The organism is Streptomyces sp. NPDC049915, assembly GCF_040656475.1.
GTDB lineage: Bacteria > Actinomycetota > Actinomycetes > Streptomycetales > Streptomycetaceae > Streptomyces.
Genome location: NZ_JBFAMH010000008.1, coordinates 249,310 through 263,327 on the forward strand (window position 1 = coordinate 249,310; position 14,018 = coordinate 263,327).

Annotated in this window: 14 protein-coding genes; 8 read left to right on the plus strand and 6 right to left on the minus strand. The window is 72.7% G+C overall.

From position 1 onward, the window contains the following. Positions 1–129: 129 nt before the first annotated feature. The 3 genes from AB0J12_RS17100 to AB0J12_RS17110 form a co-directional block, all read right to left on the minus strand. Entirely contained in the window at positions 130–660 is a 531-nt protein-coding gene (locus tag AB0J12_RS17100) for a GNAT family protein (protein ID WP_363265091.1), read from the minus strand. 122 nt (positions 661–782) lie between these two features. Next, positions 783–2,645: an AAA family ATPase gene (locus AB0J12_RS17105; RefSeq protein WP_363265092.1), complete on the minus strand. Its 1,863-nt coding sequence runs from the start codon at positions 2,643–2,645 to the stop codon at positions 783–785. Positions 2,646–3,050: 405 nt separating this feature from the next. Then, positions 3,051–3,680, minus strand: a complete 630-nt coding sequence (locus AB0J12_RS17110) for a hypothetical protein (protein ID WP_363265093.1) — start codon at positions 3,678–3,680, stop codon at positions 3,051–3,053. A gap of 204 nt (positions 3,681–3,884) precedes the next feature. On the opposite strand from AB0J12_RS17110, the gene AB0J12_RS17115 reads away from it, so the two are divergent. The 4 genes from AB0J12_RS17115 to AB0J12_RS17130 all read left to right on the plus strand — a co-directional run bounded on the left by AB0J12_RS17115 (position 3,885) and on the right by AB0J12_RS17130 (position 7,733). After that, positions 3,885–5,243: a peptidase C39 family protein gene (locus AB0J12_RS17115; protein ID WP_363265094.1), complete on the plus strand. Its 1,359-nt coding sequence runs from the start codon at positions 3,885–3,887 to the stop codon at positions 5,241–5,243. 151 nt (positions 5,244–5,394) lie between these two features. Then, the gene (locus AB0J12_RS17120) at positions 5,395–5,535 is read left to right on the plus strand and encodes an SCO1431 family membrane protein (RefSeq protein ID WP_363265095.1); all 141 of its coding nucleotides are present in this window, start codon (positions 5,395–5,397) and stop codon (positions 5,533–5,535) included. A 109-nt stretch (positions 5,536–5,644) separates the two neighbouring features. Then, positions 5,645–6,307, plus strand: a complete 663-nt coding sequence (locus AB0J12_RS17125; RefSeq protein ID WP_363265096.1) for a TetR/AcrR family transcriptional regulator — start codon at positions 5,645–5,647, stop codon at positions 6,305–6,307. A gap of 247 nt (positions 6,308–6,554) precedes the next feature. After that, positions 6,555–7,733 carry an acyl-CoA dehydrogenase family protein gene (locus AB0J12_RS17130; RefSeq protein ID WP_363265097.1) on the plus strand — a complete coding sequence of 393 codons (1,179 nt, stop codon included), beginning with the start codon at positions 6,555–6,557 and terminating at the stop codon, positions 7,731–7,733. 374 nt (positions 7,734–8,107) lie between these two features. Here AB0J12_RS17130 and AB0J12_RS17135 read toward each other — a convergent pair whose 3' ends face one another. Continuing rightward, a complete protein-coding gene (locus AB0J12_RS17135) occupies positions 8,108–8,353 on the minus strand; it encodes a hypothetical protein (RefSeq protein WP_363265098.1) in 246 nt (81 codons plus the stop codon). Positions 8,354–8,593: 240 nt separating this feature from the next. Next, entirely contained in the window at positions 8,594–9,031 is a 438-nt protein-coding gene (locus AB0J12_RS17140; protein ID WP_363265099.1) for a hypothetical protein, read from the minus strand. Between the two features lie 269 nt (positions 9,032–9,300). Between AB0J12_RS17140 and AB0J12_RS17145 the strand changes: the two genes are divergently transcribed. The 4 genes from AB0J12_RS17145 to fxsA all read left to right on the plus strand — a co-directional run bounded on the left by AB0J12_RS17145 (position 9,301) and on the right by fxsA (position 13,384). Continuing rightward, entirely contained in the window at positions 9,301–9,741 is a 441-nt protein-coding gene (locus AB0J12_RS17145; RefSeq protein ID WP_006136660.1) for an Lrp/AsnC family transcriptional regulator, read from the plus strand. A 48-nt stretch (positions 9,742–9,789) separates the two neighbouring features. Next, a complete protein-coding gene (locus AB0J12_RS17150) occupies positions 9,790–11,391 on the plus strand; it encodes an amidohydrolase (protein ID WP_363265100.1) in 1,602 nt (533 codons plus the stop codon). Between the two features lie 537 nt (positions 11,392–11,928). Then, on the plus strand, positions 11,929–12,771 hold the full coding sequence (locus AB0J12_RS17155; RefSeq protein WP_363265101.1) for a polyprenol monophosphomannose synthase: 843 nt from the start codon (positions 11,929–11,931) through the stop codon (positions 12,769–12,771). Positions 12,772–12,817: 46 nt separating this feature from the next. After that, positions 12,818–13,384 (plus strand): FxsA family membrane protein, encoded by a 567-nt coding sequence (gene fxsA, locus AB0J12_RS17160; protein ID WP_363265102.1) that lies wholly within the window; start codon positions 12,818–12,820, stop codon positions 13,382–13,384. A gap of 131 nt (positions 13,385–13,515) precedes the next feature. Here the strand turns inward: fxsA and AB0J12_RS17165 are convergent, their stop codons facing one another. Further along, positions 13,516–13,890, minus strand: a complete 375-nt coding sequence (locus AB0J12_RS17165) for an RNA polymerase-binding protein RbpA (protein WP_010357981.1) — start codon at positions 13,888–13,890, stop codon at positions 13,516–13,518. Positions 13,891–14,018: the final 128 nt, after the last annotated feature.

Here is a 14,018-nt window from a genome sequence, read left to right on the forward strand (position 1 = left end):
TCTCGGTGCCGGCCGCTGCGGGCACCCCCCCCACCCCGGCTCCTTCCCACCGCGGGCGGCTGCCGCCCGTCATCTGGCTTACGACCTGTCCGCGATGGAGGTTCGGGTGTGCGCGGAGCACCGGCCGCATCAGGGCCTCAGCAGTCCGCCCACCCACCAGTCGTGCGGCTTGCCATCGTTGGCGATGCCGCGGTTGCGCAGAGTCCCTTCGACGGTGAAGCCGAGTTTCTCGGCGACGGCACGCGAGCCGGTGTTCCCGGCCATGGCCCACCACTCGATGCGGTGCACGTCGAGCGTGGCCCAGCCCCAGTCGCACAGGGCCCGAGCGGCCTCCACCGAGTACCCGTGTCCGCGCTGCTCCTTGACCGCCCAGTAACCGAGCTCCCAGACGCCGCGGCTGATGAGGGTCAGGCAGTACGAGCCGACCAGGGCGCCGGTGTCCTTGCGGAACGCGCCGAGGGTGTAGTCCCTGTCCTCGGCCCACTGAGTGGGCAGCTTCTCGCCGATGAGCTTCTCCGCGTCCGCACGCCGGTACGGCACCGCCACCGGGGTGTAGAACTGGATGTCCGCGTCCTGGCAGGCTTCGTACACCGCGTCCACGTCGGCAGGTGTGAAGGCCCGCAGCACCAGACGGTCGGTCTCGAGAGTCACTGGGTCCATCGCGGCAGTATGACCACCATCCGCACACGGCGACCAACGAATATCCCGACCCCGAGTCGGAGCTGCACCCACCATCGATCGTGGACCGGGCGCGCCGGGCGCGTGGGCCGTCCTGGCGGCGGCTAGCGGGCCGGCGGGTCCTGGGGGCCGCGGCCCGAGAGGACCTCGCCGTACGCCTGCATCAGGTCCGCGAGGCGCAGCGTGGCCAGGTCGTCGCGGGACAGGGGGCCGGCGTAGGCCGACAGCCGTAGATCCCGGTACGCGCAGCTCTTCTCGTACAGCGTCCGCAGAAAGCGGCCGTTGCCGAGTTCGTCGATCCAGCCCTGGTCGACCACGTGCCCGGCGATCGAGCGCAGCTCGTCGAGGGCCTCCTCGTCCCACAGGTCACCGTTCTCCGCGGCGAGGACCTTGCCGATCTCGGTGAGTTCGAGGGGGCGGTAGGAGGGGAAGTCCACGCGCGTGGTGAAGCGGGAGGACAGGCCGGGGTTGGCCGTGAGCAGGCGGTCCATGCCCTCCGGGTAGCCCGCGAGGATGACGACGAGGTGGTCGCGGTTGTCCTCCGCCCGCTTCAGCAGGACCTGGAGCGCCTCGTCGCCGTACGCGTCGCCCTTGCCGTAGCCGGAGTTGGAGAGGGAGTAGGCCTCGTCCACGAAGAGGACGCCGCCGAGGGCCGAGTCGATCAGTTCGTTGGCCTTCACGGCCGTCTGGCCGAGGTATTCGCCCACCAGGTCCGCCCGTTGCGCCTCCACCAGGTGGTCGCCGCCGAGCAGGCCCAGGGCGTAGAACACGCGGCCGAGGATGCGGGCGACGGTGGTCTTGCCGGTACCCGAGGGGCCGGAGAAGACGAAGTGCCGCTTGGGCGGCTGGACCGGCAGGCCCTGCCCGGCGCGCAACCGGGCCATGTTCAACTGCGCCGACAGCGCCTTGACTTGGCGTTTCACGGGCTCCAGGCCCACCATGCGCTCCAGCTCGGCGAGCGCCTCCTCGAGTAAGGCGGGGTCGGTCGGGCCGGCCGGCAGGGGTGACGACACGGTCGTCTTGTGGCGCACCACCGGGTTCACCGCCGACGGCACCGGGGGCACGTCCAGGTCGGTCAGTCGCAGGTCGCGGCCCTCGCTGCCGAAGAGCGGGTCCAGGCCGTCGGGGCCGTCCGCGCCGTCCTGGCCGGTCCCGGTGAGGGTGACCGCTGCGAGGTCGGCCGGGTCGGTGGTGACGTCGTAGCCGTCGCCCTCGGCGATCGCCGCCAGCCGGGCCGAGGTGTCCATGAAGGCCGGGTCGACACGGTGCACGGCCCGGTACAGGGGGAGCGCGGCGGCGGAGCGACCGGTGCCCTCATGGGCGCGGGCCAGCCAGTAGCGCAGCTCCTTGCGCTGCGGCTGCTCGCTGCGGCAGCGCATCAGGGCGGTCGACAGGAGCGGTTCCGCCTGGCCGTACATCTCCAGGCGGACTCTCGCCATGCCGCCGAACAGGCCCGCCTCGATGCCGAGGAGCGGGTCGTCCAGGAGGGGGTCGGTGTGCCGGACCAGCTCCTCCCAGTCCTTGACCAGGTAGGCGCGGCAGGCGTGCAGGAAGCGGACCTGCGGGTCGGTGTCCACGGGGGGCAGGCCGGCGAGGGCGCGGTCCAGTTCGGGGACGTGGCGGCCGTCCAGCCAGTGCGAGGCGTGGGCGAGGAGGAGGTCGCGGGGGGTTTCCAGGACGGGCTGCACCCACCAGCCCAGCCAGTACCAGGAGTTGAGGGTACGGCGGTGCCGGGTGCGCTGCTCGCCGAAGCGGTCCCGGTGACGGTACATGCGCAGCAGGGCGGTGGTGGTGTCCACGCGCAGCGCGTGCAGGCCCAGCCAGCCGTCGGCCATGCCGGGATCGATCCGCACCGCGGTGCGGAACTCCTCCTCCGCCTGCGGGTAGGCGCCCATGGTGTAGGCGTCCACGCCTCGCAGCCAGGCGAGGTCGGCCGGGGGCTCGGGGCCCTGCGTGCCGAAGTCCATCACGTCCCCCACAGACCGTGCCCCCGCCGATGCCTGGTTCGAACCGCTGTGCCGCGGACCGGAGTTGCAGGTGCGCGAAGCAGCGTCCGTAGGGCGCACCGAGGGCATCGTACCCATGGGTCGGTGGTGGGCCGAAGGGTATGGCACCGGCTGTTTGGGGAGGTGGGAGCACACTGGGCGTACGCGGGCCGGTCACCGAGAGTGAGTGAACGGCGCCTCACTGCGGCCGCGCGCGGCTGTGAGGGCAGAACGAAGCCCCCGGTCACGGGGGAACAACCAGGGGCTTCGCGTCGAAGGGGCGGCTTGGTTTGCCGCACATTGAGAACGTAAGTCCTGTAAGGGCCCCCGGTCAAGCGGAGTTGAGGCGCTCGGACAAGTTCCCGCTCAGGGGTCTTCATGGGTTCATCACATCGCAGATGGTCCGTCACGGTGCGTGATGTCGTGGTCCTCGACGGCCGTCGCACCCGGCCCCGGCAGCACCTCGTATCCCTTGGCCAACTGACGTACCAGAAGGTGCGCGTGAGGCCGGGAGGGGTCCTGGGCGAAGTGCCGTTCCTCTGCCTCCACCCATCCGGTCCAGAAGTCCTCCTGCTCCGCTCCGTCCCGTTGCCTGCCGCGCTCCCACGCCTCCTCGCGCGGCAGGTCGAGCCACAGCAGGCACGCGAGGTGCGGGCGCAGGGCGCGGCGGCCCGCGCCGACTCCCTCGATCAGAACGAGCGGGGCCGGTGCGAGCGGCCGCGGCGCGCCGAAGCGGCGGGTGCGCCAGTCGTAGGGCGTGTAGTGCGCCGTCTCGCCCCGGCCGAGCGGTTCGATCACCTGGCGGTGCAGCCGGTCCGTCCAGGCGAACAGTTCCTTGTGGCTGGCGATGTCGTCCAGGTGCAGTACCGGGGCATCGTCCAGGGCCCGCGCCAGCCGGCCGGCGAACGTCGACTTGCCGGAACCGGCGTGTCCGTCGATGCCGACCAGACGCACCGGGCCGCAGGACGGGGGGAGTCGGCGCAGATGGGCGGCGAGCTGGTGCAGGGTGTCGGGCATCGTCCGGTGGTGGTTCGGGGGCTGGGGCGGTGGCGGGGAGAGTGTACGGCCGCTGCCGCCCAGGTCATGCCAGGGGTGTGGACCAATATTGGTGCCGCGGCATGCCCGTCGGGTGCTGGCCAGTGCCGCCCGCTGCGGTCATAGTGGGGCCACTGCCGCACGGACCTGCCTGCCCCGACTCGCATCCCTGGGGGTCTTCCGCCCATGAGCAGAGCCGAACAGCCCTCCCGCAGAACCCTGCTGGCCGCCGCGGTCACCGCCGCGGTGGCCGGTGGCGCCGGCCCGGTCCTGGCCGCCGGCGGCGCGTCCGCCGCCGGTCGCGCCATCCCGGGCCGGCCGATCGACCACCGGTCCTGGACCACGTACACCGACTGGCGCGGCGGCACCGACCGCGGCACCCGGGCCGTCGCGGGCGTCCGCCCCGGCCTGATCATCGGCGAGGCGGCCGGAACCACCGACTACACCGACCCGCACACCGGCACCACCTCCCGCTGGGAGTACGCCACCTGGACCTCCCCGGTCCACCGGCCGGCCGTCCCGGCCACCGAGGCCGTCGCCTCCTGGAACGCCCGCACCCCCGCCGGCACCTGGATCCAGACCGAACTGCAGGGCACGTACTCCGACGGCACCGCCACACCCTGGTACGTCATGGGCCGCTGGGCGGCCGGTGACCAGGACATCCGGCGCACCTCCGTCGACGGCCAGACGGACGGCAGGAGCAGCATCTGGACCGACACCTTCTCGATCGACGACCCCGCCTCCGGCCTGCGGCTGGCCTCCTACCGGCTCCGGCTCACCCTGTACCGCCGCCCGGGGCTGCAGGCCACGCCGACGGTGTGGCGGCTCGGCGCCATGGGCTCCGACATCCCCGACCGTTTCACGGTCCCCGCCTCCACCCCGGCCATCGCCCGCGAACTGGCCGTCCCGCGCTACTCGCAGGAGATCCACAAGGGCCAGTACCCGGAGTACGACAACGGCGGCGAGGCCTGGTGCAGCCCCACCTCCTCGCAGATGATCATCGAGTACTGGGGCGACCGGCTCTCCCCGGAGCAGCTGGCCTGGGTCGATCCGTCGTACGCCGATCCGCAGGTCTGCCACGCGGCCCGGTACACCTATGACTACCAGTACGGCGGCTGCGGCAACTGGCCCTTCAACGCCGCCTACGCGGCCACCTTCCCGGACCTGCAGGGCGTGGTCACCCGGCTCGCGTCGCTCACCGAGCTGGAGACGCTGATCGCGGCCGGCATTCCGGCCATGACGTCCCAGTCCTTCCTCAAGAGCGAACTGACCGGGGCCGGTTACGGCACCTCGGGGCACCTGATGACGGTCATCGGCTTCACGGCCGACGGCGACGTCATCGCCAACGACCCGGCCTCGCCCGACGACGCGGCGGTACGCCGGGTCTACCTGCGCCGGGAGTTCGAGAACATCTGGCTGCGGACCAAGCGGTACAACGCCTCCGGCAAGGTCGCCTCCGGCACGGGAGGCGTCTGCTACCTGTACTTCCCGGCCCGTCCGACCCCGCGGCAACGGGCCGCGCTCGCGGCGGTGGGCGTGCGCTGAGCCGCCCTCGACGGCCCCAGGGAGCCGCCCGGGGGCCGTCGTACCGGCGAATGCTGTGACCAACCTCTCCGCCACAAAGCGGTCGTTCGGTGGCATGGTGGACGATCGGCGGGGGACGAACCCGCACGGACGACCACAGTGAGACGACGCCATGACCGCACACACGGCCACCGCCCCCCGCGCCCGCACCGGCGGCCCCCGCGACGACGGCCCCACGATCCTGGAACACGCGATGGGCTGGGTGCTCGTCGTCGTGCTCGCGATGCTCGTCACCCAGCTCGGACTGCTCTGAACCGACCGTCGCACCAAGGGTTCTCGCGGCTCGGACAAGTGTGATCTGAGGCATACCCGACCTGCCATACTGCGGCATGTCCGCCGCCCGCAGGAACCCAGGGTCGACCTTGAACCTCAGCCATCAGCCCGCTGCCGCCACCGTTCCGGGGCCCCGCGGCACGGAGCGCTCGCTGGCGCGTCGCGCCGAACTGATCGCCATCGGGCGCCGGCTGTTCGCCGACACCTCCTACGACGCCCTGTCGATGGACGACATCGCCCGCCAGGCCCATGTCGCCAAGGGGCTGATCTACTACTACTTCCGGTCCAAGCGCGGCTACTACCTGGCCATCGTCCAGGACGCGGTCGCCGACCTGGTCGCCTCCGCCGCGAGCGGCGCCGAGCTGCCCGCCGTGGACCGCGTGCACCGCACCATCGACGGCTATCTGCGCTACGCCGAGCAGAACCAGGCCGCCTACCGCACCATCGTCAGCGGCGGCGTCGGCTTCGACACCGAGGTGCACGCCATCCGCGACTCGGTGCGCGAGGCGATCATCCTCACCATCGCCGAGGGCGCCTACGGCCGCACCGACCTGACCCCGCCGGCCCGCATGGGCCTGCTGTCCTGGGTGTGCGGGGTCGAGGGCGCCACACTCGACTGGGTCGACCGCCCCGAGCTGTCCCGGGACGTGATGCGCGACCTGCTGGTGAGGACGCTGGGGGGCGCCCTGCGCGCCATCGAGGAGATCGAGCCGGCCTGCCCGGCCCCCGAGCCCGCCCGCCGCGACGGCTGACGCCGGCGGCGGTGCGCCCCCGTTTTCCGGCCCCGCGGGAGGGTCCCGGATTTTTCTTGAAGTAAGCGGTCGTTAACTGGTGACGCGACCCCTTGAATCGGGCATACTCACAGCGCACAGCCGCTGGTCAGCACGGTTCCGAGACCCGGAAACGCCCGCCCCGACCGGCACCAGGAAGACCCGGCGGAGCCGCCCCAACCCCGGGCGCACGTCCGCCGATGTGCCCGACAGGGAGGAGAGCGTCGCCATGCCCGACCGCGCCCCGCAGCCGGTGGACCGTCCGCTGCCCACGGAGGAGGCCCGGGACCTGATCTCGCTCGTCCGTGACATAGCGCAGCGCGAGATCGCCCCGAAGGCGGCCGAGGAGGAGGACGCCGGACGCTTCCCCCGCGAGGTCTTCTCCCTCCTCTCCGAGTCAGGACTGCTCGGCCTGCCCTACGACTCCGAGTACGGCGGCGGCGACCAGCCGTACGAGGTCTACCTCCAGGTGCTGGAGGAGCTGGCCGCGGCCCGCCTCACCGTGGGCCTCGGCGTCAGCGTGCACACCCTTTCCTGTCACGCCCTCGCGACCTTCGGCAGCAAGGAGCAGCAGGTCGAGCACCTGCCCGCGATGCTTGGAGGCGGGCTGCTCGGTGCCTACTGCCTGTCCGAGCCGGCCTCCGGGTCCGACGCGGCGTCCCTGCGCACCAAGGCCGTCCGGGACGGCGACGGCGACGGCTGGGTGATCACCGGCACCAAGGCCTGGATCACGCACGGCGGGGTCGCCGACTTCTACACGGTCATGGCCCGCACCGGCGAGGAGGGCCCGCGCGGGATCACGGCCTTCCTGGTTCCGGGGAACGCCGAGGGGCTGAGCGCCGCGGCGCCCGAGAAGAAGATGGGCATGAAGGGCTCGCCCACCGCCCAGGTCCACTTCGACGGCGTCCGTGTCGGCGACGACCGGCGCATCGGCGAGGAGGGCCAGGGCTTCACCATCGCCCTGTCCGCCCTGGACTCCGGCCGGCTCGGCATCGCGGCCTGCGCCATCGGCGTGGCTCAGGCGGCGCTCGACGAGGCCGTGACGTATGCGACCGAGCGACGGCAGTTCGGCAAGCCGATCGCCGACTTCCAGGGCCTGCGCTTCATGCTCGCCGACATGGCGACCCAGATCGAGGCGGGCCGGGCGCTGTACCTGACCGCGGCCCGGCTCAAGGACGCGGGCCGGCCGTTCGCCAAGCAGGCGGCCATGGCCAAGCTGCACTGCACCGACACGGCGATGAAGGTCACCACGGACGCCGTCCAGATCCTCGGCGGCTACGGCTACACCGCCGACTTCCCGGCCGAGCGGTTCATGCGGGAGGCCAAGGTCCTGCAGATCGTCGAGGGCACGAACCAGATCCAGCGCATGGTCATCGCCCGTCACGTCGCGGGGCCCGAAACCCGCTGAGCGCCGGGTCGACGGGGCGGCCGCGTGGTCGGGCGGGACCGGGTTCGGGGTCGGGTCCGGTGAACGCCGCGTTGCCTGCCGGGTCCCGGTTCGGGTTCGTAAGGGCCGCGTGTCCTGGCGGGACCCGGGTCGGTTCTGCCGGGTGGCCTTCCGTGCCGGGGGTCGGTGCAGGCCGGATGGCCTCCGGTGCCGGGGTCGGTGAAGGCCGTTTGGCCCACCGCGCCGGGGTTCACTGAAGGTCGCGTGGCCCGCCGGTTCGGGCTCGGTGAGGCCGATGGGCCTGCTGGGCCCCGGCTCGGCGAGGCCGCATGGCCCCCTGCGCCCCGGCTCGGCGAGCCCCGCTGAGCCCGGCTCCTTCTGCCCCCGTCGCCGGCTCAGCCCGGGTCGCCCGGGCCGCGGAAGCCGCCGAACTGGCCCGGCCGGACCAGCGGGGCCGCCAGCCTGACCCATTCCGGGTCGTGGCGCCCCGGCAGGGTGCGGCCGCTCTCCGCCCACACGCGCAGCACGGCGCGGTAGATGGGCGGGTCCGGATGCTGCGGCGGCGCCAGAGGAACCGATTCTGCGGGTGGCGGCACGAAGAGGCGCCGCTCATGCCCGGTCGTCGCGTACGTGCGAGTCATACCCGGGCAACGCGGCGGCGGTCCGCCAGGTCACCGGCCTACGGAATCGGGCGTGAGTTCGCGCCCGTCCGTCGTGATCACGTGAGCGACCGCCAACATCCATGCGGCCAAGGCGCGTTGACCGAACGGCCGCCGCAGGTGCCCGCTGCCGGGGGAAGACCCGCAACCGCTCGGGTCACCGCACACCGACCCGCGCCACGGCGCTCTCACGGCCGTGGCGCAGGTCGGTGACGGGTGAATTCAGGCGGCGTGCGGCATCGTCGGGACGCGCATCGGGCGCGAGCCCGGGCCGCCGACGTGCGAGAAGGGCTGCGTCCGCCAGTCGAGCCCCTGAGGGAGCGTCAACAGCAGGGCCGTGTCCTGCTCCTGGGGCGCGAACGACTCGTCCGCGGGCCGGGCGTCGGACGCCCTGCGACCCGTACCGGCACACACCGTGAGCCCGAACGGGTTCCACGGCGAGGCGCACAGCGCGTGCTCCGGCAGGACCTCCTCGTCCGCCAGCAGGGCGATGGGCTGCGCGCAGTCCGGGCAGATCACCCGGTACATCTCGAAGGTGTCGTAGGCGTCGAACTCCTCGCCGTCGTCGAAGGCGTCGGGTTCGACGCCCTCCGGCTCGGGCTCGACGACGATCTGCTGCCGCTTGGGCACGGAGCGACCAGGGCGCTTAAGACTCTGCATGGGATTCTCCCCCTCGGGCTGGGCCGTGAAGGCGCTGCGGCCTCGACCACAGCAAGCACTTCCCGCCCGCTCCGGGGGGTAATCACGAGACCATCACGGGAACGGTTCGAAGCGTGTGGCGTTCGTCACACGGCGTACGCGGCTGACCGGGAGCGGGCCGTGCGCCGCCCGGATGGCGCACGGACGGCCGACCGTGAGGTCACGAACCGGGTATGACCTGGGCTTGGGAGGTATCCGAGGAGATCACCCGCCCTGTAGGTTTCTGCGTCATGGAGGAGCTGGACCGTCAGATCGTGCAGCTGCTCGTCAAGGACGGGCGGATGAGCTACACCGACCTGGGCAAGGCCACGGGCCTGTCCACGTCAGCCGTGCACCAGCGGGTGCGCCGGCTGGAGCAGCGTGGCGTCATCCGCGGTTACGCGGCCGTCGTCGACCCGGAGGCCGTCGGGCTGCCGATGACCGCGTTCATCTCGGTCAAACCGTTCGACCCCAGCGCGCCCGACGACATCGCCGACCGGCTGGCCGGCGTCCCCGAGATCGAGGCCTGCCACAGCGTCGCCGGCGACGAGAACTACATCCTCAAGGTGCGCGTGGCCACCCCGCACGAGCTGGAGGAGCTGCTCGCCCGGGTCCGCTCCCTGGCCGGCGTGTCCACCCGCACCACGGTGGTGCTGTCCACGCCGTACGAGGCACGGCCGCCGCGCATCTGACCCCACCTGGGTGCGAAGCGGTCCGGGCCAGGCGCGAGACTGTTCCCCATGAGTGAGCGCACCCCCGAGCCGCAGACCGTCCTGCTCCGCCGTGGCGAGGTCCACAGCCCCGCCGACCCCTTCGCCACCGCCATGGTCGTCGAGCGCGGCCAGGTCGCCTGGGTGGGTTCCGAGGGCGCGGCCGACGCCTTCGCGGACGGCGTCGACGAGGTGGTCGACCTCGACGGCGCCCTGGTCACTCCCGCGTTCACCGACGCCCACGTGCACACCACCGCCACGGGTCTGGCGCTCACCGGCCTGGACCTGTCCGGTGCGCCGTCGCTGCAGGCGGCCCTGACCGCCGTACGGGAGTTCGCGGCCGCCCGGCCGCACGACCGGGTGCTGCTCGGGCACGGCTGGGACGCCGCCCGCTGGGCCGACGGCCGCCCGCCCACGCGCGCGGAGCTGGACGAGGCGACCGGCGGACGCCCGCTGTACCTGTCGCGCATCGACGTCCACTCCGCCGTCGTCACCACCGCCCTGCTGGAGCTGACCCCCGGCCTCGGGGTCGTGGACGGGCCGCTGACCGCCGACGCCCACCACGCCGTGCGCGCCACCGCCCTCGGCGCGATCACGTCCGGGCAGCGTGCCGAGGCCCAGCGCGCCGCCCTCGCGCACGCCGCGTCCCTCGGCATCGGCTCCGTCCACGAGTGCGGCGGCCCCGAGATCTCCTCCGAGGACGACTTCACCGGCCTGCTCCGGCTCGCCGCCGAGGAGCGGGGCCCGCGGGTCGTCGGCTACTGGGCGGAGGCGGACGTCGCCAAGGCACGGGAGCTGGGCGCGCTCGGCGCCGCCGGGGATCTCTTCGTCGACGGCGCCCTCGGCTCGCACACCGCCTGCCTGCACGAGCCGTACGCCGACGCCGCCCACACCGGCACCGCCTATCTCGACGCCGACGCGGTCGCCGCCCATGTCGTCGCCTGCACCGAGGCGGGCCTCCAGGCGGGCTTCCACGCCATCGGCGACGCCGCGGTGACCGCCGTGGTCGAGGGCGTGCGCGCCGCCGCGGAGAAGGTCGGCCTGGCCCGTGTGCGGGCCGCGCGCCACCGCGTCGAGCACGCCGAGATGCTCACCCCCGAGAACATCGCCGCCTTCGCCGAGCTGGGCCTGACCGCCTCCGTGCAGCCGGCCTTCGACGCGCTGTGGGGCGGCGAGGACGGTATGTACGCCCAGCGCCTGGGCGCCGAGCGGGCCCGCACGCTGAACCCCTTCGCCGCGCTGCTGCGCGCCGGCGTCCCGCTGGCCTTCGGCTCGGACAGCCCGGTCACGCCGCTCGACCCGTGGGGCACGGTCCGCGCCGCCGCCTTCCACCGCACCCCGGAGCACCGCGTCTCCGTCCGCGCCGCCTTCACCGCCCATACACGCGGCGGCTGGCGGGCGATCGGACGCGACGACGCGGGCGTCCTGGTGCCGGGCGCACCCGCGGACTACGCCGTGTGGCGCACCGGCGCGCTCGTCGTCCAGGCCCCCGACGACCGCGTCGCCCGCTGGTCCACCGACCCGCGCTCGGGCACCCCCGGTCTGCCCGACCTCACGCCGGGCCTTGACCTGCCCGTCTGCCTGCGGACGGTGGTCGGGGGCCGCACGGTGTACGTACGGCCGGGCGAGTGATCTACGGCGGCCGGGCGGCGGACCGCAGCCATCGCCTCACTGCCGGTCTGTCGTGGGCTGACCTGCGCTTTGACGCCGTCACCGCAGGTCGAGCGGCTGTTGACAGGCGGCGCCCCGGGGCCGATAGGTTCGCCGGAGTCCACCACCGGACGCCCGGAGCGGGAAACGTTCACGTACGTGCCGCAGCGCCGCTGGGTCAGGGACGGTGCACCCGGATCGGGGGCACCGCCACTGGGAGCCAGGCTCAGCGCGGCGCCGGCGAGGGAACGTTCTGGCCGCACCGGGGAGGTGTGACCCGGGTGGGGCCCGGGCGCTCAGTAGACAACGGCTTTGGGTCGATCCGCAGCCAGCGGGTCCCAGGTCGGCCCGAAGGGCGCCGGGCCCCCATCCGCCGCACGCGCGCGTGCCGACGACCCCGAAACCGTCGCTCCTACCCCGAGTTTCCTCTTTGGACACCACCATACGAACGTCCTGTCACGTCATCGCAGGCCGCGGCCACTATGGTGGTCCTCTGCGTACGGACATGAAGGGGCAGCAGTGAACGACGGCGACGGGACTTTCGAGGCGAAGGCCCAGGGGAGGAAGTTCGGTCCGCTCGGCACGGCCTTGGTGATCATTCCGACCTACAACGAGGCGGAGAACATCAAGAGCATCGTCGGCCGGGTGCGGCAGGCGGTTCCCGAGGCGCACGTTCTCGTGGCCGACGACAACAGCCCGGACGGCACCGGCAAGCTGGCGGACGAGCTGGCCGCCGCGGACGGCCACGTGCACGTGCTGCACCGCAAGGGCAAGGAGGGCCTCGGCGCCGCCTACCTGGCGGGCTTCCGCTGGGGGCTGGAGCACGGCTACGGCGTGCTGGTCGAGATGGACGCCGACGGCTCCCACCAGCCCGAGGAACTGCCCCGCCTGCTCACCGCGCTCAAGAGCGCCGACCTGGTCCTCGGCTCGCGCTGGGTGCCCGGCGGCCGCGTGGTGAACTGGCCGAAGTCCCGCGAGTTCATCTCCCGCGGCGGCAGCCTGTACTCGCGGCTCGCGCTCGACCTGCCGCTGCGGGACATCACCGGCGGCTACCGTGCCTTCCGCCGCGAGACCCTGGAAGGGCTGGGCCTGGACGAGGTGGCCTCGCAGGGCTACTGCTTCCAGGTCGACCTGGCGCGCCGCGCGATCAAGGCCGGCTACCACGTCGTCGAGGTGCCGATCACCTTCGTCGAGCGGGAGCTGGGCGACTCCAAGATGAGCCGCGACATCCTCGTCGAGGCGCTGTGGCGGGTCACCGCGTGGGGCGTGGGGGAGCGCGTCGAGAAACTCACGGGGAAGACGAAGCCTGCCAGGCCGTCGGCGGGCGAGCCGGGTGAGCCGCCTGCGGGCGGGAACGCCTGATCAGGCCCTTATCCGGAGCTGAGCCGGGGCCAGGCACACTGGAGACATGACGACTGGCGCTCCGACCTCTTCCTCCTCCCGCCCCTCCGGCCGGACCCGCCGCTCGCGGCTGCGCACCGTCCTGCCGCTGGGGATCGCCGCGTGGCTGGTGCTGGAGATCTGGCTGCTGACCGTCGTCGCCGGCGCGTCGAGCGGGTGGGTGGTCTTCCTGCTGCTGCTCGCCGGCGTCGTGGCCGGTGCCGCGGTGGTCAAGCGGGCGGGGCGGCGGGCCTTCCAGAACCTCAACGAGGCCCTGCAGCGGGGCGGCTCCCCGGCGCAGCGCAGCGGCAACGGCTTTCTCATGCTGGCCGGCCTGCTGCTGATGATCCCCGGGCTGATCTCGGACGCCGTGGGCCTGCTTCTGCTGGTCCCGCCGGTCCAGAAGGCCGTCGGCCGCTACGCCGAGCGCACCGTGGACCGCACACTGCGCGCCGCGGGGACGGGCGGCTTCGGTGACGTCTTCCAGCAGGCCCGTATCCACCGCCCCGACGGCAAGGTCGTCCAGGGCGAGGTCATCCAGCACGACGAGCCGGGCGACACCCCGCAGGAACGCCGCCCGCCGCTGACGCGCTGAGCCCTGGGGCAGCCCGCGCGGGCGTACCGCGCGGGCGCGCACGCACAACAGACCGCGGGCGCCGTACGTCGAAACGTACGGCGCCCGCGGTCAGTAATGTGCGCTGTGTACCGGTCCGAGCCCCGCAGGGACTAAGCGGACTTGCGGCTGTCCCGGGGATGAACCGCGAGGTTCATCGCACCGGAGCGCAGAACGGCGAGCCGCTCCTCGAGGACCTCTTCGAGTTCCTCTCGGGTCCGCCGCTCCATCAGCATGTCCCAATGCGTACGCGCGGGCTTGGCCTTCTTCTCCTCAGGGCCGTCGCCATCCACGAGGAGTGCCTGGGCTCCACAGACCTTGCACTCCCACTCCGGCGGGATCTCCGCCTCGACCGAGAAGGGCATCTCGAATCGATGCCCCTTCTCGCATGCGTACTCCACGGCCTGGCGCGGGGCCAGGTCGATGCCGCGGTCCGTCTCGTAGCTGGTCACCACGAGGCGCGTGCCGCGAAGAGCTCGCTCACTCATGAATCGTGCCTCCCGGGCTTGTCGCCCACAGGACAGGTGTCGCTGTCGTCGTCATCCGGTCAACGTCCGGTCGGCGGATAAGATTCCCGTTCCGATGTCCCGTTCCGGGTCATGCGTCGCCGTCGTGC

Coding starts and splice junctions, on each gene's coding strand:
- AB0J12_RS17100 (WP_363265091.1), bottom strand. CDS start 660: ATGGACCCAGTGACTCTCGAGACCGACCGTCTGGTGCTGCGGGCCTTC.
- AB0J12_RS17105 (WP_363265092.1), bottom strand. CDS start 2,645: ATGGACTTCGGCACGCAGGGCCCCGAGCCCCCGGCCGACCTCGCCTGG.
- AB0J12_RS17110 (WP_363265093.1), bottom strand. CDS start 3,680: ATGCCCGACACCCTGCACCAGCTCGCCGCCCATCTGCGCCGACTCCCC.
- AB0J12_RS17115 (WP_363265094.1), top strand. CDS start 3,885: ATGAGCAGAGCCGAACAGCCCTCCCGCAGAACCCTGCTGGCCGCCGCG.
- AB0J12_RS17120 (WP_363265095.1), top strand. CDS start 5,395: ATGACCGCACACACGGCCACCGCCCCCCGCGCCCGCACCGGCGGCCCC.
- AB0J12_RS17130 (WP_363265097.1), top strand. CDS start 6,555: ATGCCCGACCGCGCCCCGCAGCCGGTGGACCGTCCGCTGCCCACGGAG.
- AB0J12_RS17135 (WP_363265098.1), bottom strand. CDS start 8,353: ATGACTCGCACGTACGCGACGACCGGGCATGAGCGGCGCCTCTTCGTG.
- AB0J12_RS17140 (WP_363265099.1), bottom strand. CDS start 9,031: ATGCAGAGTCTTAAGCGCCCTGGTCGCTCCGTGCCCAAGCGGCAGCAG.
- AB0J12_RS17145 (WP_006136660.1), top strand. CDS start 9,301: ATGGAGGAGCTGGACCGTCAGATCGTGCAGCTGCTCGTCAAGGACGGG.
- AB0J12_RS17150 (WP_363265100.1), top strand. CDS start 9,790: ATGAGTGAGCGCACCCCCGAGCCGCAGACCGTCCTGCTCCGCCGTGGC.
- fxsA (WP_363265102.1), top strand. CDS start 12,818: ATGACGACTGGCGCTCCGACCTCTTCCTCCTCCCGCCCCTCCGGCCGG.
- AB0J12_RS17165 (WP_010357981.1), bottom strand. CDS start 13,890: ATGAGTGAGCGAGCTCTTCGCGGCACGCGCCTCGTGGTGACCAGCTAC.